26 protein-coding genes and 1 pseudogene are annotated in these 24,000 nt (G+C 73.4%); 12 read left to right on the top strand and 15 right to left on the bottom strand.

Annotated elements, in window-relative coordinates:
* The first annotated feature begins 111 nt into the window (after nt 1-111).
* The gene (locus HA039_RS31980) at nt 112-1,368 is read left to right on the top strand and encodes a DUF4032 domain-containing protein (protein ID WP_167035301.1); all 1,257 of its coding nucleotides are present in this window, start codon (nt 112-114) and stop codon (nt 1,366-1,368) included.
* Nucleotides 1,369-1,475: 107 nt separating this feature from the next.
* Here HA039_RS31980 and HA039_RS31975 read toward each other — a convergent pair whose 3' ends face one another.
* Genes HA039_RS31975 through HA039_RS31965 form a run of 3 tightly spaced genes read right to left on the bottom strand, consistent with a single transcriptional unit; the run spans nt 1,476 to nt 4,100 of the window.
* On the bottom strand, nt 1,476-2,492 hold the full coding sequence (locus HA039_RS31975; RefSeq protein WP_167035298.1) for an NAD(P)/FAD-dependent oxidoreductase: 1,017 nt from the start codon (nt 2,490-2,492) through the stop codon (nt 1,476-1,478).
* Nucleotides 2,489-3,013, bottom strand: a complete 525-nt coding sequence (locus HA039_RS31970; RefSeq protein ID WP_167035296.1) for an isoprenylcysteine carboxyl methyltransferase family protein — start codon at nt 3,011-3,013, stop codon at nt 2,489-2,491. The genes HA039_RS31975 and HA039_RS31970 overlap by 4 nt, the downstream gene beginning before the upstream one ends.
* 34 nt (nt 3,014-3,047) lie before the next feature.
* Nucleotides 3,048-4,100: a type III polyketide synthase gene (locus tag HA039_RS31965; RefSeq protein ID WP_167035294.1), complete on the bottom strand. Its 1,053-nt coding sequence runs from the start codon at nt 4,098-4,100 to the stop codon at nt 3,048-3,050.
* A 190-nt stretch (nt 4,101-4,290) separates the two neighbouring features.
* On the opposite strand from HA039_RS31965, the gene HA039_RS31960 reads away from it, so the two are divergent.
* The 3 genes from HA039_RS31960 to HA039_RS31950 all read left to right on the top strand — a co-directional run bounded on the left by HA039_RS31960 (nt 4,291) and on the right by HA039_RS31950 (nt 7,583).
* On the top strand, nt 4,291-5,172 hold the full coding sequence (locus HA039_RS31960; RefSeq protein WP_167035292.1) for a UbiA family prenyltransferase: 882 nt from the start codon (nt 4,291-4,293) through the stop codon (nt 5,170-5,172).
* A gap of 134 nt (nt 5,173-5,306) precedes the next feature.
* Nucleotides 5,307-5,486, top strand: a complete 180-nt coding sequence (locus HA039_RS31955; protein ID WP_167035290.1) for a hypothetical protein — start codon at nt 5,307-5,309, stop codon at nt 5,484-5,486.
* 165 nt (nt 5,487-5,651) lie between these two features.
* The gene (locus HA039_RS31950; RefSeq protein WP_167035288.1) at nt 5,652-7,583 is read left to right on the top strand and encodes a sigma-70 family RNA polymerase sigma factor; all 1,932 of its coding nucleotides are present in this window, start codon (nt 5,652-5,654) and stop codon (nt 7,581-7,583) included.
* Nucleotides 7,584-7,613: 30 nt separating this feature from the next.
* Here HA039_RS31950 and HA039_RS31945 read toward each other — a convergent pair whose 3' ends face one another.
* Nucleotides 7,614-8,321 carry a dienelactone hydrolase family protein gene (locus tag HA039_RS31945; RefSeq protein ID WP_167035286.1) on the bottom strand — a complete coding sequence of 236 codons (708 nt, stop codon included), beginning with the start codon at nt 8,319-8,321 and terminating at the stop codon, nt 7,614-7,616.
* 30 nt (nt 8,322-8,351) lie between these two features.
* Nucleotides 8,352-9,011, bottom strand: a complete 660-nt coding sequence (locus HA039_RS31940; RefSeq protein ID WP_167035284.1) for an alpha/beta hydrolase — start codon at nt 9,009-9,011, stop codon at nt 8,352-8,354.
* Nucleotides 9,012-9,241: 230 nt separating this feature from the next.
* Here HA039_RS31940 and HA039_RS31935 point away from each other — a divergent pair, with 230 nt between their 5' ends.
* Nucleotides 9,242-9,697, top strand: a complete 456-nt coding sequence (locus tag HA039_RS31935) for a tellurite resistance TerB family protein (RefSeq protein ID WP_167035282.1) — start codon at nt 9,242-9,244, stop codon at nt 9,695-9,697.
* Nucleotides 9,698-9,824: 127 nt separating this feature from the next.
* On the opposite strand, the gene HA039_RS31930 is transcribed toward HA039_RS31935, so the two are convergent.
* Complete coding sequence (locus HA039_RS31930; protein ID WP_167035280.1) at nt 9,825-10,595, bottom strand: SDR family oxidoreductase; 771 nt, start codon at nt 10,593-10,595, stop codon at nt 9,825-9,827.
* A 203-nt stretch (nt 10,596-10,798) separates the two neighbouring features.
* On the opposite strand from HA039_RS31930, the gene HA039_RS31925 reads away from it, so the two are divergent.
* Nucleotides 10,799-11,650, top strand: coding sequence for a helix-turn-helix transcriptional regulator (locus tag HA039_RS31925; protein ID WP_167035278.1), 852 nt, complete (start codon nt 10,799-10,801; stop codon nt 11,648-11,650).
* A gap of 13 nt (nt 11,651-11,663) precedes the next feature.
* Here HA039_RS31925 and HA039_RS31920 read toward each other — a convergent pair whose 3' ends face one another.
* Together HA039_RS31920 and HA039_RS31915 are read right to left on the bottom strand one after the other, a co-directional pair.
* Nucleotides 11,664-12,527 carry an SRPBCC family protein gene (locus tag HA039_RS31920; protein WP_167035276.1) on the bottom strand — a complete coding sequence of 288 codons (864 nt, stop codon included), beginning with the start codon at nt 12,525-12,527 and terminating at the stop codon, nt 11,664-11,666.
* Nucleotides 12,524-12,841, bottom strand: a complete 318-nt coding sequence (locus HA039_RS31915) for an ArsR/SmtB family transcription factor (RefSeq protein WP_167035274.1) — start codon at nt 12,839-12,841, stop codon at nt 12,524-12,526. Before HA039_RS31915 ends, HA039_RS31920 begins: the two co-directional genes overlap by 4 nt.
* A gap of 261 nt (nt 12,842-13,102) precedes the next feature.
* Between HA039_RS31915 and HA039_RS31910 the strand changes: the two are divergent.
* Nucleotides 13,103-13,510: pseudogene (locus tag HA039_RS31910) on the top strand (hypothetical protein); the annotation flags it as partial.
* 201 nt (nt 13,511-13,711) lie between these two features.
* Here the strand turns inward: HA039_RS31910 and HA039_RS31905 are convergent.
* Complete coding sequence (locus HA039_RS31905; RefSeq protein WP_167035272.1) at nt 13,712-14,086, bottom strand: BlaI/MecI/CopY family transcriptional regulator; 375 nt, start codon at nt 14,084-14,086, stop codon at nt 13,712-13,714.
* A 93-nt stretch (nt 14,087-14,179) separates the two neighbouring features.
* Here HA039_RS31905 and HA039_RS31900 point away from each other — a divergent pair, with 93 nt between their 5' ends.
* Nucleotides 14,180-14,551 carry a VOC family protein gene (locus HA039_RS31900; RefSeq protein WP_167035269.1) on the top strand — a complete coding sequence of 124 codons (372 nt, stop codon included), beginning with the start codon at nt 14,180-14,182 and terminating at the stop codon, nt 14,549-14,551.
* Nucleotides 14,552-14,623: 72 nt separating this feature from the next.
* Here HA039_RS31900 and HA039_RS31895 read toward each other — a convergent pair whose 3' ends face one another.
* Nucleotides 14,624-15,700 (bottom strand): fatty acid desaturase family protein, encoded by a 1,077-nt coding sequence (locus tag HA039_RS31895; RefSeq protein WP_167035267.1) that lies wholly within the window; start codon nt 15,698-15,700, stop codon nt 14,624-14,626.
* Nucleotides 15,701-16,131: 431 nt separating this feature from the next.
* On the opposite strand from HA039_RS31895, the gene HA039_RS31890 reads away from it, so the two are divergent.
* Both HA039_RS31890 and HA039_RS31885 read left to right on the top strand, forming a co-directional pair.
* On the top strand, nt 16,132-16,488 hold the full coding sequence (locus HA039_RS31890) for a PRC-barrel domain-containing protein (protein ID WP_167035265.1): 357 nt from the start codon (nt 16,132-16,134) through the stop codon (nt 16,486-16,488).
* Nucleotides 16,489-16,526: 38 nt separating this feature from the next.
* Entirely contained in the window at nt 16,527-16,694 is a 168-nt protein-coding gene (locus tag HA039_RS31885) for a hypothetical protein (protein ID WP_167021958.1), read from the top strand.
* 33 nt (nt 16,695-16,727) lie between these two features.
* On the opposite strand, the gene HA039_RS31880 is transcribed toward HA039_RS31885, so the two are convergent.
* From HA039_RS31880 to HA039_RS31870, 3 genes are all read right to left on the bottom strand, one after another.
* Nucleotides 16,728-17,519, bottom strand: a complete 792-nt coding sequence (locus HA039_RS31880; RefSeq protein WP_167035263.1) for an MBL fold metallo-hydrolase — start codon at nt 17,517-17,519, stop codon at nt 16,728-16,730.
* A 98-nt stretch (nt 17,520-17,617) separates the two neighbouring features.
* Nucleotides 17,618-18,439, bottom strand: coding sequence for an alpha/beta fold hydrolase (locus HA039_RS31875; RefSeq protein WP_167035261.1), 822 nt, complete (start codon nt 18,437-18,439; stop codon nt 17,618-17,620).
* A 185-nt stretch (nt 18,440-18,624) separates the two neighbouring features.
* Nucleotides 18,625-19,707: a magnesium and cobalt transport protein CorA gene (locus HA039_RS31870; RefSeq protein WP_167037934.1), complete on the bottom strand. Its 1,083-nt coding sequence runs from the start codon at nt 19,705-19,707 to the stop codon at nt 18,625-18,627.
* Nucleotides 19,708-19,976: 269 nt separating this feature from the next.
* On the opposite strand from HA039_RS31870, the gene HA039_RS31865 reads away from it, so the two are divergent.
* Both HA039_RS31865 and HA039_RS31860 read left to right on the top strand, forming a co-directional pair.
* The gene (locus tag HA039_RS31865) at nt 19,977-20,804 is read left to right on the top strand and encodes a YhjD/YihY/BrkB family envelope integrity protein (RefSeq protein ID WP_425086434.1); all 828 of its coding nucleotides are present in this window, start codon (nt 19,977-19,979) and stop codon (nt 20,802-20,804) included.
* A gap of 60 nt (nt 20,805-20,864) precedes the next feature.
* Nucleotides 20,865-21,848: a DMT family transporter gene (locus HA039_RS31860; RefSeq protein WP_167035257.1), complete on the top strand. Its 984-nt coding sequence runs from the start codon at nt 20,865-20,867 to the stop codon at nt 21,846-21,848.
* Here HA039_RS31860 and HA039_RS31855 read toward each other — a convergent pair.
* Together HA039_RS31855 and HA039_RS31850 are read right to left on the bottom strand one after the other, a co-directional pair.
* Nucleotides 21,845-23,302: a sensor histidine kinase gene (locus HA039_RS31855; RefSeq protein ID WP_167035255.1), complete on the bottom strand. Its 1,458-nt coding sequence runs from the start codon at nt 23,300-23,302 to the stop codon at nt 21,845-21,847. The two genes, HA039_RS31860 and HA039_RS31855, sit on opposite strands and share 4 nt — an antisense overlap.
* Nucleotides 23,289-23,969, bottom strand: a complete 681-nt coding sequence (locus HA039_RS31850) for a response regulator transcription factor (RefSeq protein ID WP_167035253.1) — start codon at nt 23,967-23,969, stop codon at nt 23,289-23,291. The genes HA039_RS31855 and HA039_RS31850 overlap by 14 nt, the downstream gene beginning before the upstream one ends.
* Between the last annotated feature and the right edge of the window lie 31 nt (nt 23,970-24,000).

The following is a 24,000-nucleotide window of genomic DNA, read 5'->3' as shown; positions in this document are numbered from 1 at the left end:
CACCGCCCACCGGACCGCTCCCCCGGCCGTCGGGGGGCGTCGCGCCCCCCGGCACACTGGTACCGGCGGTTCCGGGTCCGGTTCGCGCCCGACAACGCCGTGGGAGACGCGATGGCGCTACAGATCAGCGCGACCAACCCGGAGCAGCCCGCCGTGCTCCTCGACCTGCCCTGGAACACCCAGCTCGACGAGTGGCCCGCGGAGTGCCTCGTGGCGCTCCCGCGCGGCATCTCGCGCCACGTGGTGCGCTTCGCGTCGGCGGGGCCCGACGTGGTGGCGGTCAAGGAGATCACCGAACGGGCGGCGGTACGGGAGTTCGGGCTGCTGCGGGACCTGCACCGGCTCGGCATACCGGCCGTGGACCCGCTGGCCGTGGTGACCGGGCGCGTGGACGCGGACGGCGAGCCGCTGGAGTCGGCGCTGATCACCCGCCACCTCAAGGGATCGCTGCCGTACCGCTCGATGTTCGAGTCGACGATGCGGCCGTCCACCGTGAAGCGGCTCATGGACGCGCTGGCCGTGCTGCTCGTGCGGCTGCACCTGGCCGGTTTCGCGTGGGGCGACTGCTCGTTGTCCAACGCGCTGTTCCGGCGCGACGCGGGCGCGTACGCCGCGTACCTGGTGGACGCCGAGACCGGCCAGCTCCAGCAGAACCTGAGCCGGGGCCAGCGGGAGTACGACATAGAGCTGGCCCGGATGAACATCGCCGGGGAGCTGATGGACCTGGAGGCGTCGGGGGCGCTGCACCCGTCGGTCGACCCGATCCCGTTCGGCGCGGCGATCGTCCAGCGGTACGAGGACCTCTGGCACGAGCTGACCCGCGAGTCGGTCTACCCGGTGGGCAAGCGGCACTACATCGACCGGCGCATACGGCGGCTCAACGACCTGGGCTTCGACGTGGCCGAGATGCAGATCGAGCGCTCCCCCGTGGGCGACACCGTGACGTTCCTGCCGAAGGTGGTGGACGCCGGCCACCATCAGCGCCAACTGCTGCGGCTGACCGGCCTCGACGCCGAGGAGAACCAGGCGCGGCGGCTGCTCAACGACCTGGAGAGCTGGATGGCCGGAGAGGACGACTACGTACCGGGGGACCCGCTCGGCGCCCGCCCCGAGGTGCTCGCGCACCGCTGGGTGCGGGACGTGTTCCGGCCGACGGTACGGGCCGTTCCGCCGGAGCTGCGCGGGGAGATGGACGCGGCGCAGATCTACCACGAGGTGCTGGAGCACCGCTGGTACCTGTCGGAGAGGGCGGGGCACGACGTGGGGATCGAGGCGACCGTCGACGACTACGTCGCGAACGTCCTGCCGCACGTGGTGAGCGCGCTGACCGTCCAGGCCGCGGACGAGTCGGCGGGCCTGTCGCCCTGACCTCGGGGGTACGGGTCCGGCCGGGTCGGGGTACGGGACCTAGCGGGCCTCCCGCCGGACGGTACGGGACCCGCCGCGCGTCCCACCGCCCCACCGCAACGCCCGCCTCACTGCAACGCCCGCACCGCCGCCGCGAAGACCGACGGCAGGCGGGCCGCCGCCGGGACGATCAGCCGGGCCCCCGCCGGGCGCCCGGCGACCCGCACCAGGCCCTCGGTCAGCAGCCGGTGGCGCCGGGAGAGCCTGAGCCACTCGCGCTCGTACCGCTCGGGCCGCCCGGCGCGCAGGCACCGTACGGCCGCCTCCGCCGACGCCAGCGCGAGCGCCACCCCCTCGCCGGTGAGCGCGTCGACGTAACCGGCCGCGTCCCCGACGAGCAGCACCCGCCCCGCCGTGCGCCGGCGCACCCGCTGCCGCAGCGGCCCCGCCCCGCGCACGGCGGTCGCGGGCGGCCCGTCGAGCCGGGCGAGCAGGCCGGGGAAGCCGGCCAGGTGCGCGTCGTAGCCGCGCCGCAGGGTGCTGAGGACCGCCACCCCCACCACGTCCTCGGCGACCGGGGTCACGTACGCCTCCCCCGCCTCCGACCAGTGCACCTCGACGAAGTCCGTCCACGGCTTCACGCGGTAGTGACGCCGCAGGCCGTACCGCCGGGGCCGGTGGTCGGGCAGGTCCAGGCCGAGCCCGCGCCGTACCGGTGAGTGCAGCCCGTCCGCGGCCACCAGCCAGCGGGCCCGCAGTCCCGCCGCGGTGACCGAGTCCGCGTGCTGCCCGATCTCGCCGACGCGGTCCGTCACGATCTTGACGCCGGCCTCCTCGGCGCGCCGGGTGAGGGCCGCGTGCAGTTCCGTACGGCGCACCCCGAGCCCGAACCCGTCGCCGAACGGCGCCTCGGCGTGGTGGGGACCCCGTACGTAGCGGATCCCGCGCAGCGGGTGGCCGTGCGGGAGTTCCAGCCCGAGCGCCGCCAACGCCCGTACGCCGCTGGGCATCACGCCCTCGCCGCACGCCTTGTCGACCGGGGAGGGGCGCGGCTCGACGACCACCGCCTCCATCCCGGCGAGGGCGGCGTGCACGGCGGTCGCCAGTCCCGCGGGGCCGCCTCCGACGACGAGGAGGTCGATCACGTCCGGGCGCCCGCCGCGACGGTGTCGAGGGCGGTGTTCTCGCACCTTATGCGGACGGTCAGCAGCCAGGCGTTGAGCACGGTGAAGACGAGGGCCGTCGTCCAGGCGGTGTGCACGAGGGGCAGGGCGACGCCCTCGGCCACCACCGCCACGTAGTTGGGGTGGCGGAACCAGCGGTACGGTCCGCCCGTCACCAGCGGCAGTCCGGGCACGACCACCACCTTGGTGTTCCAGCGGGGGCCCAGCGTGCGGATGCACCACCAGCGCAGCCCTTGCGCGGCGACCGCGACGGCGAGCATCGACCAGCCGAGGACGGCGTCGAACGGCCGGTCGGCGAGCCACACTTCGGCGAGACAGCCGAGCAGCAGGCCGGTGTGCAGGACGACCATCGGCGGATAGTGCCCCTGGCCGCGTTCGACGCCGCCGCGCTCCAGGCTCCAGCGCGAGTTGCGCTTGGCGACGACCAGTTCGGCGAGGCGCTCGGCGCCGACCGCCAGGATCAGCGCGGTGTACCAGATCATCTCGTCCCTCCCTCTCCCAGCACAGCAGGACCGTCTACCAGCGCAGCAGGACCATCTCGGAGCAGAAGCCGGGCCCCATGGCGAGCAGCAGTCCCGCGCTGCCCGCCGGCGGCCGGCGTTCGGCCAGTGTGTCGCGCAGGACGTGCAGTACGGAGGACGACGACAGGTTCCCCGCGGCGGCCAGCGAACGCCACGTCAGGTCCAGTGCCCCGTCGGGCAGTTCGAGGACCTCCTCCATCGCCTCCAGCACCTTCGGGCCGCCCGGGTGGCACACCCACGCGGTGATGTCGTCGCGGGTGAGGCCGTGGTCGGCGAGGAACGCGTCCACCTCGGGCGCCAGGTTCTTCCGTACGAGGTCGGGGACCACCGCGTCCAGCACGATCCGGAAGCCGGAGCCCGTGATGTCCCAGCCCATCACCTCCTGGGTGTCCGGGTACATGTGGCTGCGGGTGTCGACGACGACCGGCCCCGTTCCCCGGCGCCGGGCGCCGGTGGCGACCACGGCCGCGGCGCCGTCCCCGAAGAGCGCGGAGGCGACCAGGTTGGCGCCCGACACGTCGTCACGTTGCAGGGTGAGCGAGCACAGTTCGACCGAGAGCAGCACCGCCACGTCGTCGGGGCGCCCCCGGAGGTAGTCGTCGATCCGGGAGATGCCCGCCGCCCCGGCGACACACCCGAGGCCGAAGACCGGGACCCTCCGGACGTCGGGCCGCATGCCGAGCAGCCCCACCAGCCGGGCGTCCACGGAGGGCGCCGCGATGCCCGTGACCGAGGTGAACATCACGAGGTCGACGTCGCGGGGGGACAGGCCCGCCTCGTCCAGCGCGGCGCCGACGACCTCGGCGCCGAGCGGTACGGCCGTGGCGATGAAGGCGTCGTTGCAGGCCCCGAAGTCCTTGAGATCCCCGTACGCGTCCAGGGGCAGTGCCGTGTGGCGGGTGTCCACGCGAGCGCCGCGGTGCACCCGGTCCAGAACCCGGCGGTCGGCTCCCACCGGCAGACATGTCCTCGCGACCATGTCGGTGAGCTCTTGTTGGCTGTGCTGATGCGGAGCCAGAGCTCCATGGACGGCTGCGATGCGAGTCATCTGCGGTCCGAGGGTGGGGGATGTGGGACGTGCCATTCCTGCCCCCGCTCCGCGCGGCCACACCCGAAGTCGCCTGTACGGCCCCGCGAAAGCCCCTGGGCGGCCGCCTGACGGGCCGCGGGACCCGTCACCCGTACAGCCCTCCCCCGACGCACCCCCAACGCGTCTGCGGGCGGCCTACGATGAGGCCATGGACGCTGTCGAGCGAGCAGAGGCGGGGGCCCGCGGGCCGCTCGGCGAGGTGCCGGGCCGGTGGTCGCGCGGCACGGTGGCCGGGTTGCTGAGGGCCTGTCACCCCGGCCCCACGGCGGCGGTCACGCTGCTCGTCACCGGGCTCGCGGTGGCCTCGGGGCAGGACGCCGCCGGCGTCGCGCTGGTGGCCGCCGCCGTCCTGGCGGGCCAGTTGTCGGTGGGCTGGAGCAACGACGCGGTCGACGCGGACCGCGACACCGCGCTGCGCCGGAGCGACAAGCCGGTGGCGGACGGGACGGTCGACGCGCGGACCGTGGGCTCGGCGGCGCGCGCCGCCCTGGCCCTGTGCGTGGCGCTGTCCCTGGCGTACGGGCCGCTCGCCGGGGCGGTCCACCTGGCCGGGGTGGCGGCGGCCTGGGCGTACAACATGCGGCTCAAGAGGACGGTGTGGTCGTGGCTGCCGTACGCGGTCGGATTCGCCTCCCTGCCCGCCTTCGTGACGCTCGGCCTGCCGGGCACCCCGGCGCCCGCCTGGTCGGTCGTGGCGGCGTCCGCGCTGGTGGGCGTCGGCGCGCACCTGGGCAACGTCCTGCCGGACATCGAGGACGACCTCGCGACGGGGGTGCGCGGCTGGCCGCAGCGGCTGGGCCCGGCGGGCGTACGGCTGCTGCTGCCGGCCCCGCTGGTGGCGGCCACGGTCCTGCTGGCGGCGGGGCGGCCCGGCGCGCTCGGGATCGCCGCCGTCGCGGGGGCGCTCGTGGCCGCGACGGGCGGGTCGGTGCTGGGACGCCGGTGGCCCAAGGTGCCCTTCCTCGCGGCGATCCTGGTGGCCGGGATCGACGTGGCGCTGCTGCTGTGGCGGGGCACCGGCCCGTCCTGAGGGGTCGCCTGACTTCGTGTCAGGTTCTGTTACGCGCCGGAGGATTCATCCGCGCGGCCGGGGGCACCCGGGTGCCACGGCACGACCACGGCGTTCCGCCCGCGGCCGGCCTTCGGAACACCGGGAGAAGACAGATGCTCGGCTTCATAGCGGCGGCGCTCTTCGCGATCGCCTTCCTCATCAACGGCACCGAGACGTCGGTGGACCACGCCATCTTCACCCCGACGAGCCTGATGCTCCTCGGCCTGACGCTGCTCGCGCTGCACGTCGCGGGACTCGGTACGGGCTGGGCGCCGCGCCGCGGCCGCCGCTGACCCGCGCGCCCGGCACCCCGCGCCCCGCACCCCGCGACGATCCGAGAAATCTCCACCTGGTTTTCTGTTGTCCGGCACCGCGCCGCGCCGTCTCCTGAGTGACGGACGAGAACAAGGTGGAGCGTCGTGTACCGAAGTGACCGCAATGGACCCGATCGTGCCACGGTGCTCGCCGCCCGTGGGGGTGATCCGCGGGCGCTGGACGCCCTGGTGGCGGCCGGCATGCCGCTCATCTACAACATCGTGGGGCGGGCGCTCGACGGGCACAGCGATGTGGACGACGTGGTCCAGGAGACGCTGGTCAGGATCGTGCGGGGGCTGCCGGGGCTGCGCGATCCCGACGCGTTCCGGTCCTGGGCGGTCGCCATCGCGGTACGGCAGGTGCGCGACCGGGAGCAGCACCGCGCGGCCGCCCTGGACCGTACCGCGTCCTTGGAGGCGGCCGATCACGTGGCCGACCCGTCCTCCGACTTCGCCTCCGTCACCATCCTGCGCCTGGGCCTCACGGACCAGCGGCGGGAGGTCGCGGAGGCGACGCGCTGGCTGGACGAGGACGACCGCACCCTGCTGTCCCTGTGGTGGCTGGAGGCGACCGGCGAGGTCAGCCGTACCGAACTGGCCGAGGCCCTGGGGCTGTCCGGCCGGCACGCCGCGGTCCGGGTGCAGCGCCTCCGGGAGCAGATAGAGGTGTGCCGCGGCATCGTGCGCGCGCTGGCCGCCGACACACCGGGGAGCGGGTGCCCCGGTCTGGGCTCGCTGACCGAGCGGTGGCCCGGCGAGCCGGGGCCGCTGTGGCGCAAGCGCTTCGCCCGTCACCTGCGGGCGTGCGACGTCTGCGGCGTGGGCGACGACCAGCGGGTGCCGGTGGAACGGCTGCTGGGCGGGCTGCCGCTGCTGCCGCTGCCCGCCGACGCGGTCTCCTGGAGCGCCTCGGCCTCGGCGGGACTCACCCCCGACGCGGGCGCGGCGCACGGCGTCACGGTGGTCGGCGGCGACGGCGGGACCGGTCACGGTACGGGCGGGCGCGCCGGGCGGCGCCGCGCCGCCCGCAAAACCGTGCAGCGCAGGCGTGGTCTGACCGTGGGGCTCGGGGCGGGGGCGGTGGCCGCCGCCGCGGCGCTCGTGGTCGCGTTCCTGCCCGGCGGGTCGCCGGCGAAGCAGAACACCGTGACGACCGCGGACGCGCCCGCCGCCGTCGTACCGGCCACGTCGTCGGCCCCGCCGAAGCGGTCCGCCTCGCCGTCCGCCTCGGTGTCCCCCTCCCCCAAGGCGAAGACCAAGGCCAAGCCGAAGCCCACGCCCTCCACGAAGCCCACCCGCCGGGCCGCCGCCCCACCGCCGAGGACCGCGGCGGTGGCGTCGGCCCGCAAGGGCGTGGGGGTCTGGAACTGGAACGGGGGCGCGACCAAGGCGCTCGGCGACTCGGGCGCCGGGTGGTACTACACGTGGGGCACCGACCACTCGTTCGTCAGTTCCGGCTCGGCGCAGTACGTCCCGATGATCTGGGGCAAGGACTCCGTCGACCCGGCGAACCTCGCGCGGGCGCGGGCGGCCGGGCCGTACCTCCTCGGCTTCAACGAGCCGGACATGGGGGCGCAGTCGAACATGACGGTCGACCAGGCGCTGGCGCTCTGGCCGAAGGTGCAGGACACCGGCAAGATCGTGGGCAGCCCGGCGGTCGCGTTCGGCGGGGACACGGCGGGAGGGTGGCTGGACCGCTTCATGAGCGGGGCCAAGTCCCGCGGCTACCGCGTCGACTTCGTCACCCTGCACTGGTACGGGGGCGACTTCCGTACGGAGGCGGCGGTCGGCCAGCTCCGCTCGTACATCGAGGCCGTTCACGCGCGCTACGGAAAGCCCGTCTGGCTGACCGAGTTCGCCCTCACCGACTTCTCGCAGGGGACGCCGCGCTTCCCGACCGAGGACCAGCAGGCGGCGTTCCTCGCGTCGGCGGCCAAGATGCTGGCGGGTCTGCCGTACGTCCAGCGCTGGGCGTGGTTCGGCCTGCCCGCGGCCGACTCCGGTCCCAGCACCGGCCTGTACCGCAGCGGGCCGGCCGTCACCCCCGCGGGGCGGGCGTTCCGCGACGCCCGGTGACGGCCGGCCCGCGAGGCCGGAAGTCCTCGGTCAGGCCTTCGGGTCGAGCTGGGCGTGCAGGAAGTCGAGGGTGCGCGCCCAGGCCAGTTCGGCGGCCTCGGCGTGGTACGCCTCGGGGCGGCCGTCGTTGAAGAAGGCGTGGCCCGCGCCGGCGTAGAGGTGGAACGTCGGAACGATGCCGGAGCCCCCTTCCCTGATGGCCTCCTCGATCGGGACGAGGGACGACGGCGGCACGCCCTCGTCCAACTCCCCGTAGTGGCCCAGGATCTCGGCCTTGAGGTGCGAGAAGTCGGGCACGCCGTCGCGGTTGACGCCGTAGAACGGGACGGCCGCGGAGATCCGCTCGTCCGCGGCGGCGAGGCTGATGACGAAGCCGCCGCCCATGCAGAAGCCGACGGCGCCGGCCGTGTCGCCCCGCGTCTCCTCCCGGGAGAGCAGGTACGTCACGGCGCCCTCCAGCTGTTCGACGCCCTGGGCCGTGGGGAGTGCGTTCATCATGCGCAGCGCCTCGGCGGAGTCGTGCGCCACCGTCCGGCCGTAGAGGTCGGGCGCCAGGGCGACGAAGCCGTCGCGCGCGAGGCGGTCGGTGATGTCCTTGATGTGGTCGGTCAGTCCCCACCACTCCTGGATGACGATGACGCCGGGGCCGTGTCCGGCGGGCGGCAGGGCGAGATAGCCGTGGGCGGTGGCGCCGGCGCTGGGGAACTCGACGTTGTGCGGGGCGGGATCAGTGGACATGCGGGCTCCTGGTACGGGGGATGGTGGTGCTCACGAAGGCCGGTCGCCCGTCTCCGCGAGAAAAGTATGAATGTCGTGCAGTTCGCCTTCGCCGAGGGCATGGCCCAGGGCCGGGTAGACCCGTTCCGCCAGGTCGGCGCCGGACTCCTCGCGCAGCCACCGCCCCGTGCGGGCCACCAGATCGGCGGGGATCACGGTGTCGGCCTCGTCGCGGCCCCATAGGACCCGCACCCCGGCCAGGCGGCCGGGTCCGGCGGGCAGTCCGGCGTCCCAGGGCAGGGTCCCGGAGAGCAGCACGGCGGAGGAGAAACGTTCCGGCTGGGTGAACAGCAGGCCGCCGGCCATCGCCATGCCCCCGGAGAACCCGAGCACGCTCACCGACGTGTGCCGGTCGGCCACCGTGTCGAGCCAGTCGAGGACCTGTGCGGCGGAGTCGGCGATCGACTCGGCGACGGGCCGCCCGATCCCCCGGTTGGTGAACCAGGCGTAGCCGCCACCCTCGGCGATCGGGGCGCGGACGAAGGCGATCGTGAGGCCTTCGGGAAGGTAGGGGGCGATGCCGGAGAAGGCCCGCTCGTCGGAGCCCCGGCCGTGCAGCGCCAAGAGCAGGGGCGTACCGGCGCGCTCGCCCTCCGCGCGCGACCAGCGGACGACCAGGGGGGACACCGGGGACTGTCGTGCGGGGGCCATGGCGGTGGCTCGTCTCCTCGTTGTACGGGGCGGGCCCGGGCGCGCACGGCCGTGCGCGGGCTCCGGCCGGACGCACGAGGCGGTTCCGCACCCTCTCGCAGCCTACGCCTCGTCATTGAAGGTTCAATCAGTGCCCTCCGTCGCGCACATCACCCGTTCGGCGGGCACGCCCGGGGTGTCCCGGACGTTGTCCGGACAGGTGTAGACGACACACGAGGAGAGATGGCGCCATGGCTCTGTGGGACCGCTTCAAGGAATCCGCCGCGACGATGCAGACGCAGCTCACGGCGAAGAAGAACGACCTCAAGAGCGGTGCGTTCCGCGATGCCAGCATGGCCATGTGCGCCTTGGTCGCCGCGGCGGACGGCTCGGTCGACCCGTCGGAGCGCCAGCGGGTCGCGTCGCTGATCGCGAGCAACGAGGTGCTCCAGAACTTCCCGGCGGCGGACCTCCAGCGCCGCTTCGACGCCGCGCTGGACAAGCTGGCGGCGGACTTCGCGTTCGGCAAGGTCGGCATCCTCCAGGAGATCGGCAAGGCGAAGAAGAAGCCCGCCGAGGCGCGCGCGGTCATCCAGATCGGCATCGTCATCGGCGGCGCCGACGGGGACTTCGACAAGGACGAGCAGGCGGTCGTCCGTGAGGCCTGCTTCGCGCTCGACCTGCCGCCCCACGAGTTCGACCTCTGAGCAAGGCCGGCACCCGCTCCTCGGCGGGGCGGCGGCGCGCCGCCCCGCGAGGCGGGCCCGCCCGTCCCAGGAGGCGGTCAGCCTGTTCCCGGACGCGGCTCGCCCGTCCCCGGACGCGGGCCGTCGCTCAGCCCTGGGCCGTGGGCCTGACGACGATCTCGCTGACGTCGACGTCACCGGGCTGGCCGACGGCATAGGCGATCGCCTCTCCGACGGCCGCGGCGGGAATGGCGATCTCCATGAGCCCCTCGACCGCTTCCCGGACGCCGCGGTCGGTGATGCCGCCGGTCAGCTCACTGCTGACCAGGCCGGGCGTGATGACCGTGACGCGCACGTCGCGGCTCTCCTGCCGCAGCCCCTCAGAGACCGCGCGGACCGCGAACTTGGTCGCGCTGTAGACGGCGGCGGTGGGGTCGACGCGGTGCCCGGAGGTCGAGGCGACGTTGACGACGTGCCCCGAGCCCTGCTCCCGCATGAGGGGGAGGACGGCGGCGATGCCGTACAGCACGCCGCGCAGATTGACGTCGATCATGCGGTCCCACGCGTCGACCTCCAGCGCCTCCAGCAGCGACAGCGGCATGATCCCGGCGTTGTTGACGAGCACGTCGACGCGCCCGTACCGCTCCCGTGCCGCCTCGACGAACGCCGCCACGCTGTCCCGGTCGGTCACGTCCAGCACGTGATGCCCGGCGACTCCCCCGGCGGCCTCGATCTCCCCGGCGACGGCGGCGACGCGCCCGGTCCGCCGGGCGCCGAGGAACAGCCGGTGGCCCGACGCGGCCAGCCGGCGGGCCGCGGCCTCGCCGATCCCGCTGCTCGCTCCGGTGATCAGGACGACCTTGCCGCCGGGAGTGGTGCCGGCGGAGGTGGAGGACACGGTCGAGGACACGACAGTCATGAGAGCCCGTTCGGTGAGGGTCGAGGTGGCCGAGAAGGACGGCCGACGGCGGTGGTCCGCCGGACGGCACCAGCGTGCGCCGGACCGGGCCGGGATGGCAGGGCGGGACTTCCTGGGTGTGCCACTCCCTGGCTCGGCGAACAGCCCGCGCCCCCGCAGCCACGGGACCGGCCGGCGCGACCCCGCCGACGTAGGGTTGACGGATGAGCGGCTACGAACTGGGCGAGTTCCTGCGCGCGCGCCGCGCCCGGCTGACCCCGGAGGACGTGGGCCTGCCCCGTTCCGGCTCCCGCCGCGTCGCCGGGCTGCGCCGCGAGGAGGTCGCCGTCCTGGCCGGTGTCAGCGCCGACTACTACGCCCGCCTCGAACAGGGCCGCGAGAGAAGCCCCTCAGGGCCCGTGGTCGACGCCCTCGCCCGGGCGCTGCGCCTGGACACCGACGGGCGCGGGCACGCCTACCGGCTCGCCGGGCTCGTACCGAGGCCGGCGGAAGCACCGGACACCCCCGGCGAGGTCGACCCCGCGCTGCTGCGGCTCATGGACACCTTCCCCACCGCGGTCGCGTACGTCGTCGACCACCGCCTGGACGTCCTCGCCTCCAACGCGCTCGCGGACGCGCTGCTCTCGCCGCTCGCGGACCGCCGCCACATGGTGCGCTCCCTGTTCCGTGACCCCGCGGCCCGGGAGCTGTTCGCCGAGTGGGACACCGTGGCGCGGGACACCGTCGAGGCGCTGCGGCTGGGCGCGGGCCGCCACAGGAGCGACCCGGGGATCGCCGCGGTGGTCGGGGAACTCCTCGTCGCCAGCGAGGAGTTCGCCACGCTGTGGGGCGACCACCGCGTCGGCGCCCTCGGCCGCAAGTCGAAGGTGTTCGACCATCCGGACGTCGGCAGGATCACGCTGACGTACCAGACCTTCGACGTCCAGGGCGCGCCCGGGCAGTACCTCCTGGTGGGCACCGCCGAGCCGGGCGGCGCGGACGCCGACTCGCTGGCCCTGCTCGGCTCCCTGCACGCCGCGGGCCGCGCGCCCGGCCCGCGCCCGGCCCGCGGCTGACGTACGGCCGCCCTCAGGCCCGGACCAGCCGCGCGGCCAGCTCCTCGATGCGGGTCTGCCAGGCCGCCGAGGCGGCGGCCGTGTCGAAGTCCTCCGGGCCGGTCTGGGTGAGCACGAGGCGCGCCCCGTACCCCGTCCCCTCGGCCAGCTCCCAGTCGACCGTCCCGTGCGGCTGCCAGGTGTACGTGAGCGACCGGGGCGCCCGTACCTCGGTGACCGGTCCCGCCGGGACCTTCTCCGCCGTGAAGCCGTCCGGCACCGGCAGCCCCGCCACCGGCTCGATGCCCGCCGAGAGGATCTCCCAGACGGTCTCGGCCGGCCGCACCAACTGCCGTTCGAAGCGCACCCGCCGGCCGCCCGGCACGGCCTCGGCCACCCCGCGGTCCAGGTCGAACCGGTGCACGTACGACTCGTGGAGCGCGCCCGAGTCCCGCCCCACCGCGACCGGCTCGCCGTCCAGCAGCCGGCCCAGCGCGGCCATGCACAGCTCCCAGCCGGACGCGAAGCTCGCCGCGCCCGCACGGTCGTCGAAGGTGTGCACCAGCGTCAGTGACGACCCGTCGCCCTCCGGGACGACGGTCCAGCTCAGGTGCTCGCTCCCCCACGTGTACGCGAAGAGGCGGGGCGCGTCGAAGCCGGTGACCTCACCGGTCATGCGTGGCCCCTCGGCGCCGGGGCCCGGGAAACGGAACGTCAGCGCGCCACCCGGACGCGGCTCCACCGAGACCTCGGCGGGGAACCACCGGCCGAGGCTCGCCGGTTCGGTGATCGCCGCCCAGACCCGCTCCGGGGCATGCGGGAGACGCCGCTCCATCCGCAGGACCGTCCTGCCTTCGGCGGTGGTGGTGAGGGAGTCGGGCCACGGGGTGGTGTTCATGGGGAGTTGTCCTCTGTCGCGTCGGGATGCCGTTCGAGCGCGCCGAGCGCGCCGGACCACAGGTGCCGGTACTGGTGGAGCCAGGAGTCGAGCTCCGCGAGGGGTTCGTGCCGCAGTTCGTACCACCGGCGCTGGGCGTCCTGCCTGACCCGGACGAGCCCGGCCTCCCGCAGCACCCGCAGGTGCTTGGAGGTGCCCGGCTGGCTCAGCCCGAGCCGGTCCGTGAGTTCGCCGACCAGGTGCGGGCGCTCCAGCAGAAGATCGAGAATCGTCCGGCGGCTCGGGTCCGCGAGAACGTCGAACGGTATGGGCATTCGGCGAACATAGCCCATCGGCTATATAACCCGCGGGCGATCGGCCGAGAATTTCGGCCATCGCGTCGGGGAATTCACCCGAACTCTGGCCAGAACAGTGTGGTGACTACACATCAGAAATGAACATAATGGCAAGTTGGGCGACCACCGATCAATGAAGAGCTCTCCCAGGAATCGCCCTACGAGGCACCGTACAGCGTCACTGCGAAACACCACCGACCAGGCCTCAGGCCTCCACAGAACGGCGCGAGGAGAGCGGCCGTGCATGACGAATTCCTGTGCCATGTCACCGCATACGGGGTCTGCGGCGGCGAGCGTATCGGCGTACCCCTCGGCACCTATCGCGCACCCACTCTGACTCTTGCACTGTGGTGGTTGCGGGACCGGGCGACCTGGATCGCCGAGCGGCTCGATCCCAGTCCCGAGAACGATCATTTCCCCGCCTCCGCGCTCACTCCGGTCGGACCGGGCGTGCCGGACGTTCCGCATACGCTGCGGGCGTGGCGGGACGATGTGATCCATCAGAATATCGTCGGTGAACATTTGGCCGCGGGGCGGCTCATTCGAGTCGCCACGCACGACGACACCACTGAATACGAACTGCTCGCGGAATCGGTGGACGCCATGCGAATGGACCGCGCGATTCCGGTTCTCATCGACCCGGCGGCAATGCCGGGCCCCGCGCATCGGCCCGCTGTCAGGAAAAGCGCGGCGGGGGTCCGGTGGAATGCGGGCGGACCCGCCGCGGCCGCGGTCCGGTCGGGCGGACCGATCGGCGGGGGTGGTTGAGGGGGCGCACCGGATCACCAGCACGACGGTACGAACGGCCGCGCGGCGGCGGGGTCGGCGCCGGGGGTAGAGCCGGGCGCCTCAGCCGGCTTCCCCGTCGTCGAGCAGCGCGCGCAGCAGGCGCTCGTCCTCGTCGTTGAGCTGGGAGACGAAGCGCGCGAGGACCGCGCCGCGGTCCTCGTCCTTCGCCAGCTCGGAGTGCATCCTGCGGGCGGTCAGCCCGGGGGCGTCCTCGGTCGGCGCGTACGCGTAGCCGCGGCCCGACCGGGTCCTGGCGACGGTGCCCTTCTCGTGGAGCCGTGAAAGAATCGTGGTCACGGTGGTACGGGCCAGCGGCACCCCGAGCGCCTTCCGGACCCGGCCGGGCGTGAGCGGCTCCCCGGCCGCCCACAGGGCGGCCAGCACCTCGGCCTCCAGCTCGCCGGCCGGCCGGCGTTCCGCGCTCTCGTCGCCCATGGGGACGCTCCTCCCGGTTCCTCGTCCACCCGCGAAGCAGACTGTCTACGACACTGTAGTCAATGGGCGACCAGCGAGACGAAGGGAGCACCCATGCTCGGCACGAGCAAGGCGTTCAGCGGGTTCGCGGTGAACGACACGCAGAAGGCGAAGCGGTTCTACGAGGACACGCTCGGGCTGGAGACGAGTGAGGAGAACGGGATCCTCACCCTCAAGCTGGGCGGCGGCACCGACGTGCTGCTCTACCCCAAGCCCCACCACACACCGGGGACCTTCACCGTCCTGAACTTCCCGGTGGACGACATCGACGCGGCGGTCGACGCGCTGGCCGCCCGAGGGGTGGTCTTCGAGCGGTACCCGGGCCTGAAGGCGGACGAGAAGGGCATCTTCCGCGGCGGCGGTCCGTACATCGCGTGGTTCACGGACCCGGCGGGGAACATCCTGTCGGTTCTCCAGACGCGCTGACGGAGGCACCCGCCCGGGACCTGACCGGAGCACGGGCCGGGGCCGGGGACGGCCCCGGCCCGGCGCGGCCGGTCAGCCCCGGGGCCCCGGGGTCGCGGCGGCGGCCCGCAGGGGCGCTCCCGCGTCGTGCAGGCTCTTGAGCGCCTGCCGGTAGGAGTTGATCAGCCCGGTCTCCAGGTAGCCGATGTTGTGCTCCTGGCAGAAGCGGGCCACGATCGGCTGCGCCTTGCGCAGGTGCGGGCTCGGCATGCTCGGGAAGAGGTGGTGCTCGATCTGGTAGTTCAGCCCGCCCAGCACGAGGTCCGTGAACCAGCCGCCGCGCACGTTGCGCGAGGTGAGGACCTGGCGCCGCAGGAAGTCGGGGCGGTCCTCACCGGTCAGGGTGGGCATGCCCTTGTGGTTCGGGGCGAAGATCGAGCCCAGGTAGAGGCCGAACAGGCACTGGTGCACGACGAGGAACAGCACGGCCTTGCCGGGGGGCAGCACGACGAACAGCGCGCCCAGGTACAGGGCGAAGTGCGCGAAGAGCAGGAAGCCCTCCTTCCTGCGCTGCTTGAGCGTGCGGTCGGCCAGCGCCCGTACGCCCGCGACGTGGAGGTTGAAGCCTTCGAGCGTCAGCAGGGGGAAGAACAGGTACGCCTGGAGGCGGCCGATGAACTTGGGCAGCCCGGTCGCCTCGCGCGCCTGTGCCTGGGACCACACGAAGATGTCGGGGTTGACGTCCGGGTCCAGCTCTTCGTGGTTCGGGTTGGCGTGGTGCCGGGAGTGCTTGTCCTGCCACCAGCCGTACCCCATGCCGATGCCCAGGTTCCCGGCGATCCGGCCGGTGCGCTCGCTGGCCTTGCGCAGCCGGAACACCTGGCGGTGGCCGACGTCGTGGGCGACGAGGGCGACCTGCCCGAAGACCACCGCGAGGAGCGCGGCCACGGCCAGCGTCCACCAGCTGTTCCCCACGACGAGGAAGGCCGCCCAGGCGGCGGCGTACGAGAGAGCGACCAGCGACATCCTGACCGCGTAGTACCAGGGCCGGCGGCGCATCAGGCCGGCCGCCGTGATCGCCTTGGAGAGGCGGGAGAAATCGCTGCCGGCGGCGCCGGACTCCCCCCGCTGTTGCACGACGGTGGGTTCACCAGTGGTGTGGACGGACATTCAGCCACGCCTTTCGGGTCGTTCACGACCGCCTTGTGCCGACGTGATGACCGCAGGCAGGGTGGCTCGGTGGATGTACGGAACGTACAGCCGCGGGTGTTCCGACGGAAGATCGCAGGGCGTATCTCTGCTGCCGACCGGGAACAGGTGAGCAGCGGGATCACACAGCGCGTTGTCTGCTGGGTGCGGTCCGGGGTCCACTGCGGTGACGCGGCGAGTACTGCTGCCCGGGTCCGGGGACAGCGGGAAGCCGGGGTCTGAGGCGTCTTGGCGCCAGTGTAACCGGCGGACCGGCGGGCGGGCGGGTACAGACCCGATCGGGGGGTACGGGGTCCCGGCCAGGAGCGGAGGCGCGAATAGCGGGTATCCGGTACAGGAACGACCTTTTGCGGCACCACTCGACCAGAGCTGGACAAGAAGGCGGATGACACGTGTTCGAGGCTGATGACATCCGGGAATGGCGGGGCCACGACGTGGTCGACGCCGAGAAGAAGAAGATCGGCACGCTCGAAGCCGTGTACGTCGACACGGCGACCGACGCCCCGTCGTTCGCGACGGTGACCATCGGCATGCCCATGAAGCGGCGCCTGGTCTTCGTACCGCTGGACGAGGCCACGGTCGGTCCCGGCTACCTGAAGGTGCGCTGGGACAAGAAGCTGGCCAGGGAAGCGCCGTGGATCGACGCCGACGGCGAGCTGCTCGCCGAGGACGAACCGCGGGTCTTCTCGCACTACGGGCTGCCGTACAAGACGGGCGCCGGCGGCGAACGCCGGCTCGGCCGCCGCTGACGGCCCCCGCCGAGGATCAACCATCAGGAGCGCACACCATGCTGTCCCTCTTCCTCTTCCTGCTCCTGGTCGCCGTCGTGCTGGGCATCATCGGCGTGGCCGCTTCGGGCCTCACGATCCTGCTGGTCATCGGTATCGTCGTGTTCGTCGCCGACCTGGCGTTCGCGGGCGCGCGGCTGCGTCGCAGCGGCCGCTACGGCCGCTGAGGCGGGCGCCCCGCCCATGCCGCCGTGGTCCGCTCATACGGTGATCTGGGTGCCGGTGCCCCGGGGGAGCCAGGTCAGGGAGGTGCGGACCTCGGGCGGCGCGTGGGAGAACTCGCGTGCCACCGCGATCCGGCCCTGCCGGAAGTGCGACCAGCCCTCGTAGTGCACGGGCACGGTGGTCCGGGGGCGCAGCAGCCCGCACAGCTGTACGGCGTCCGCCGCGGTCATGGAGTGGCGCGCGGGCCCGGTCGCGGTGTGCCGGGCGCCGCCCAGGTGGAGGAGCGCGGTGCCGATGTCGAGGCGCCGCGCGACCTCCCGTACCCCCCGGTACAGCACGGTGTCGCCGGAGATCCACAGCTCGCCGTGGCGCTGGCCGCTCCAGCGCAGGGAGAAGCCGGTCACCTCGCCGGACAGGCGCCCCGACAGGGGCGGACCGTGGCGGCAGGGGGTCGCGGTGATCCCGATCGGCGGGCGCCCCGGGCCCTCCAGGGTGGTGGTGCCCCAGGGCCGCAGCCCGTGGACGGTCCTGCGCAGCCGCCGGGCGCAGGAGCGGGTGGTGACGACGACGCCAGCGGTCGCGAGCACCCCGCGTCCCGTGGTGTCGAGGTTGTCGGGGTGCTGGTCGTGGCTGAGCAGCACGGCGTCGATGGGCGGGAGGTCGGCGACGCGGAGCGCGGGCCCGGTGGTCTTGCGCGCCGACATCCCCCGGCCGAAGGGGTACTTGTGGCCGGGGGCGTCGAACGCGGGGTCGGTCAGCAGCCGCCAGCCGCCGAACTCGATCAGCACCGTGGGACCGCCGACGTGGGTGAGGCGTACGTTCGTCATCTGGCGTCGATCCTCTGCACCACGGGTCGGCGGGACGGGGGGACGGGTACGGGGCGGTCCGGTCAGCGGGCCGGTCAGCGGGCCGGTCAGCGGGCCGGTCAGCGGGCGAGGAACTCCAGCAGATCGGCGTCGAACGCGTCGGCGAAGGAGCCGTACAGGCCGTGCGGGGCGCCCGGGTAGACCTTGAGGGTGGCGTCCTCGATCAGTTCGGCGGTCCTGCGGGCGGAGGCGTCGATGGGGACGATCTGGTCGTCGTCGCCGTGCGCGACCAGCGTCGGGACGTCGAACTTCTTGAGGTCCTCGGTGAAGTCGGTCTCCGAGAAGGCGCGGACGCAGTCGAGCGCTCCCTTGAGCCCCACCTGCATGCTCATCAGCCAGAACGCGTCCCTGACGCCCTGGGAGACCGCCGCTCCCTCCCGGTTGAAGCCGTAGAACGGCACGCTGAGGTCGCGGTAGAACTGCGAGCGGTCGGCGCGCACCCCGTCCCGGATCGCGTCGAAGGCCTCGGCGGGCAGTCCGCCGGGGTTCGCGTCGGTCTTCAGCATCAGCGGCGGTACGGCTCCGAGGAGGACGACCTTGGCGACGCGCGCGGTGCCGTGCCGGCCGATGTAACGGGTGACCTCGCCGCCGCCGGTGGAGTGCCCGACGAGCACGACGTCGTGCAGGTCGAGCGTCTCGATGACCTGGGCGAGGTCGTCGGCGTAGGTGTCCATGTCGTTGCCCTGCCAGGGCTGGGCGGAGCGGCCGTGGCCGCGCCGGTCGTGCGCGATCGCGCGGTAGCCGTGGTCGGCGACCAGCTTGAGCTGGCCGTCCCAGGCGTCCGCGTTCAGCGGCCAGCCGTGGCTGAAGACGACCGGCTGCCCGCTGCCCCAGTCCTTGTGGAAGATGTCCGTGCCGTCGGTGGTGGTGACGATGCCCATCGAACGCTCCTCGTGCGCTGTCCTCGCCGGCCTGGGTGGGGCCGGCGCAAGCCCCGCGGGGCCTGACTGGATGCTCGCAGCGGGGCGCACGTGCGAATCTGCTCAGCGTGCTGACTTCTCGTCGTGATGTGCACGGTGTCGTGGGCGGTGTCGTGGGCGGCGCGGGGACGGGTCGTGACGGGCTGTCAGAGCCAGCCGTTGCGCCGGAAGGTGCGGTGGACGCCGAAGCAGACGGCGGCGATCACCCCGACGACGAGCGGGTAGCCGTACGTCCACCGCAGCTCCGGCATGTGTTCGAAGTTCATGCCGTAGACCCCGCAGACCATGGTCGGTACGGCGATGATCGCGGCCCAGGCCGTGATCTTGCGCATGTCCTCGTTCTGGGCGACGGTCACCTGCGCGAGGTGGGCCTGGAGGACGGAGTCGAGCAGGCCGTCGAACGCGGCTATCTGCTCGGTGACGCGCGCCAGGTGGTCCGAGACGTCCCTGAAGTACTTCTGGATCTCGGGGTCCAGCAGCCGGCTCGGCTCCGTGGCGAGCTTGCGCAGCGGGCGGTCCAGCGGTGCGACCGCGCGCTTCAGTTCCAGCAGTTCCCGCTTGAGCTGGTAGATCCGGCCCGCCTCGCCGCGCGACGCCTGCCCGGAGAAGACCCCGGTCTCGACCGCGTCGATGTCGTCCTGGATGGCGTCCGTGACGCCGAGGTAGTCGTCGACCATGTGGTCCGCTATCGCGTGCAGGACGGCGGCGGGGCCCTTGGCGAGCTGCTCGGGGGACGCTTCGAGGTTCTCCCTGAGCGGGCCCAGCGAGCCGTGCCGGCCGTGCCGTACGGTGATCACGAAGTCGGCCCCCGCGAAGACCATCAGCTCCCCGGTGTCGACCACCTCGCTGGTGGCGGTCAGTTCCTCGTGCTCGACGTAGCTGACGGTCTTGAAGACCGCGAACAGCGTCTCGCCGTACAGGTCCGCCTTGGGCCGGTGGTGGGCGGTGACCGCGTCCTCGACGGCGAGCCGGTGGAGGTCGAACAGCTCGGCGACCCCGGCGAACTCCTCCCGGTCCGGCTCGTGCAGCCCGATCCAGACGAAACCGGTGCCCGCCTTGCGGACGCGCCGCAGCGCCTCCTCCGCCGCGCAGTGGTCGATCTGCCGCTCGCCGTCCAGGTAGACGACGCAGTTGACCACCGCGCTGCCGAGCGGGGAGCGGGCGGGGTGGCTCAGGTCCACCGTGCGGCGATAGGCCCTGCGCACGGTTCTGCGGAGGTTGCGGATCATCGACACGGTGGGCTCCTTCGGCGGATCGGCCGCCAGTGTGCCACGACCGGGCGAACGCCCAGGTCCGGCGGCGTCTGACGGGGTCCCGACGGGTGGCGGTCGTACCGTGGGCCTGGGCGGGGTGGCCGCACCGTGGCCAGTCGTCGGCACCCATCCGGGGGCCCTGGACACGACACGGCCCGCTCCGGGGTAGTAGACGACATATGACCCGAAAGCGATTCGGTGTGACGAGGCACGCGCACCGGTTCCGGGACCTGTACCGCAGGATCATGGACTCTCCCGTCGCGCTGACCGTGAGCCGCGGCAGCGAGACGGAACTGATGCACCGGGCCATGTCCTTCGCCGCGCTCGGTTTCCTCACGCTCGTTCCCCTGCTGATCCTCGTCGCCGCGGCCGACCCGGCCAGCGGGCAGAGCTTCGCCCGCTGGCTCGCCCAGGGCGTCGGTGTCTCGGCGTCGTCGCAGGGCGAGATCGAGCAGCTCTTCGGCAAGCCGGGCGAGGCGCTCCAGCGGACGACCGCGTTCGGTCTCGCCGCGCTCGCCGTGTTCGGCCTCACCTTCGGGTCGGCGGTGCAGACGGGGTACGAGAAGGTCTGGGAGCTGTCGACGGCGCGCTGGCACCAGGTCTGGCGGCACGTGGTGTGGCTGGCGGTCCTGGTCGGGTTCCTCGTGGCGTTCGTCAACACGCAGGTCAGGGCCCGGTCCGTGATCGACACGATTCTCGTGACCACGGCCGACGTCATCGTCGCGTTCCTGTTCTTCTGGTGGTCGCAGCGGCTGCTGCTCGCCGGCCGGGTCCGCTGGCGGGCGCTGATCCCGGGCTCCGTGGCGACCTCGCTGGGGCTGCTGGGGCTTCGGGGCTTCTCCCGGCTGGTGTTCTCGCCGCTGATCGCGTCGAGCGCGGTGACGTACGGCCCGTTCGGCACGGTGCTCGTCCTCCAGTCGTGGCTGGTCGGTGTCGGCTTCGTGGTCTACGGCGGGGCGCTGGTGGGGCGGATCTACCACGAGCACGTCTTCGTGCGGCGGTTGGCGCGGGAGCCGGCGGGCCTGCGGGAGGAACGCGACCGGGCCGACGGAGGGGGCGGACCGGTAGGGTGACCGTCCCCGTGCGGGCCGCCGACGTCTCCGCGCCCCCGTCCGCCGGAGACCTCGCACCCCATGACCTCGCCGCTCGCCGCCCCCGTCCCCTCCTTCGTGCCGCGCAGGGCGTGGCTGACCGACCTGCCGGTCCTGCTGATCGCGGTCGTGTGGGGTGCCAGTTACCTGGCGGCCAAGGGGGTCACCACCCCGCGGACCGTGGTGGCGGTCCTGGTGCTGCGTTTCGCGCTGGTCCTGCCCGTCCTGGCGGTCGCGGGGTGGCGGCGGCTGCGGGCGCTGACGGCGGCGCAGTGGCGCGGGGCGGGGCTGCTGGGGCTGATCCTGAGCGGCATCTTCCTGCTGGAGACGTACGGCGTCGTGCACACGTCGGCGACCAACGCCGGGCTCATCATCAGCCTCACCATGATCTTCACGCCGCTCGCGGAGGCCGTGGTGACCAGGACGCGGCCGCCGGGGTCCTTCGTGGCCGCCGCCGGGCTGTCGGTCGCCGGGGTGGTGCTGCTGACCCAGGGCGGTGGTTTCACCGCGCCCTCGGCGGGCGACCTGCTGATGCTGCTGGCCGCGCTGGCCCGTACCGTCCACGTGCTGGCGATGGCCCGGGTCAGGGCGGTGCGCACCGCCGATTCGCTGTCGCTGACGACCGTCCAGCTCGGCGGCGCGGTCGCGGTCTTCGCCGTCCTGGCCTCGGTGCCGGGCACGGGTCCTTCGCCCTGGTCGGTGGCCGCCGGCTTCGGCGCCGGTGACTGGGCGGCGCTGCTCTTCCTGTCGGTGTTCTGCACGCTGGCCGCGTTCTTCGTACAGATGTGGGCGGTACGGCGTTCCTCACCGTCCCGGGTGAGCCTGTTGCTCGGTACGGAACCGCTGTGGGCCGCCGCCACCGGGATCGCCCTCGGCGGCGAGCACCTGGGCGCTCCCGGCGTGCTGGGGGCCGGGCTGGTGCTGGCGGGGACGACCTGGGGCCGGCGGGCGGCGGATCGCGGATCGCGGCCGGCGGCGGGGTCCGTGGGGACAGGGTCCGGAAGGGACGGCCTGGACGCGGCCTAGCCGGCCTTCGGTACGCGGAGTACGAAACACGCCCCGGGGGACCCGGGGGCGAGGGTGAGGGTGCCCCCGTGACGGGTGGCCAGGTCGCGGGCGATGGCGAGGCCCAGGCCGGCGCCGCCGCGATCGCGGGAGCGGGCGTCGTCGAGCCGGACGAAGCGTTCGAAGACGCGCTCGGCGTCCTTCGCGGGCACGCCGGGACCGTCGTCCCGCACCGTGAGGACGATCCAGCCGTCCTGGTCCCGGACCGTGATCCCGACGCGGTGCGCGGCATGGCGGACGGCGTTGTCGACGAGGTTGCGCAGCAGCCGTTCGAACTCGTCCCGGTCGCCGTGCACGGGGGCCGGGCCCCGGCTGTCGCAGGAGAGGGCCGGCGGACCTCCGGTGACGGCGTGTTGCCCGGCCACCGCGGCGGCGAGGGCCGCCAGGTCGACGGTGCCGGGCCGTACCACCGGGGCGCGGGCGTCGAGGCGGGCGAGCAGGAGGAGGTCCTCGGCGAGGGCCTGGAGGCGGCGGGTCTGCCGTGCGGCGGTGGTGGCCGCGGCGGGCCAGTCGGTGCGCTCCGGGTAGGCGAGGGCGACCTCCAGGCTGGCCAGGAGGGTGGTGAGGGGGCTGCGCAGTTCGTGGGCGGCGTCCGCGACGAAACGGCGCTGCTGGACGGCCGCGTCGTCGAGGCGTTGGAGGGTGGCGTTGATGGTGGTGGCGAGGGCGGCGATCTCGTCGCCGGTGCCGGGGACGTCCACGCGTTCGCGGGGGTCGCTCGCGGTGACGGAGGCGGTGCGGACCCGGATGGCCTCGACCGGCCGGAGCGCGAGCCGGGTGGCGACGTAGGCGACAGCGGCGATCAGTACGAGACCGGCGCCCCCGGCCCGTAGCAGCAGGCCGTCGGTCGTCCGGGCGAGCGCCTCGGCCGGGTCGGGGACGAGCACCACGTAGACCCGCAGTTTGGCAGCGGGGGCGACACCCAGCGCGGCGGCCTTGTCCCGGCCGAGTTCGTCGGCCCGGACATCGGCGGTCATGACCCGGTAGGACCCGTCGGGCAGTGCGGACCTCTCGCCGGGATCCCAGGGACGGCGCACCGGCAGGCGGAGGGTACGGATGTCCCAGTACCCGGACGCCCCGTCCACCGGCGGGGAGGGCAGCACATGGCGGATGCCGGGGTCGAAGGACTCCATGGCCCCGCCGTAGGCCACGGCGGAGCGCCGGCCGCTCGCGACGATCTCGTACGGAAGGGCGCTCCTGCGACCGGGGACGGCACCCTCGTGCAGCTGGTCGACAAGATCCCAGAGCTGTTCCTGGGCCTGGGTGTCGGTGATCTCCGTGCTCCGGTGGTAGACGTCGCGGTGCACCCACCAGCCGATTCCGGCCAGGACGACGGCCGCGGCCGCCGCGGCGGCCAGCGCCGCCCTGGCCCGTACCGAACGCGGCCAGCGGCGGCGCGGCTCAGCCGCGCTCACGGTCGTCCACCAGCCGGTAGCCGACGCCCCGTACGGTCTCCAGGGACCGGCGGCCGAACGCGGCGTCCACCTTCTTGCGGAGCGAGCTGACCCGCGCCTCCACCAGGTTGGGGTCCCACGCCTCGTCGGGCCACGCGTGGTAGAGGAGGTCCGCCTTGGGGACCGCCTGGCCCTCCCGGCGGGCCAGCAGCTCCAGCACGGCGAACTCCCGGGGCGTCAGCTCCACCCGGGTCCCGGCCCGGCGGCAGACCCGCGCGGCGATGTCCAGGGAGAGGTCGCCCACGGCGAGGACGGGCGGGGCCGTCGCGGCGGCCCGTCGGACCAGCGCCCGCAGCCGCGCGACGAGGACAACGTAGGAGAACGGTTTCGCCAGGTAGTCGTCGGCCCCGGTGTCCAGGGCCTCCGCCTGGTCCCAGTCCCCGTCCTTCGCGGTGAGCACCAGGATGGGGGTCGCGTTGCCCTCCCGGCGCAACTGGGCGCAGACCTTGTAGCCGTTGAGCCCCGGCAGCATGAGGTCCAGGACGACAAGGGCGTACGCGCCGGTCCTGGCCATCCACAGTCCTTGCCGGCCGTCATGGGCGAGATCGACGCTGTAGCCCTCGGCGGTCAGACCGGTGTGCAGGGTGCGGGCGAGGTCCACCTCGTCCTCGACCACCAGAATGCGCATGCGGTGCAGCTTCGCACACCGCCCCGGGGGC

Origin of the sequence: Streptomyces liangshanensis (assembly GCF_011694815.1) — a bacterium.
GTDB lineage: Bacteria > Actinomycetota > Actinomycetes > Streptomycetales > Streptomycetaceae > Streptomyces > Streptomyces liangshanensis.
The sequence above is the reverse complement of the archived record's forward strand: the minus strand, read 5'-3'. Positions and strand labels throughout refer to the sequence as shown.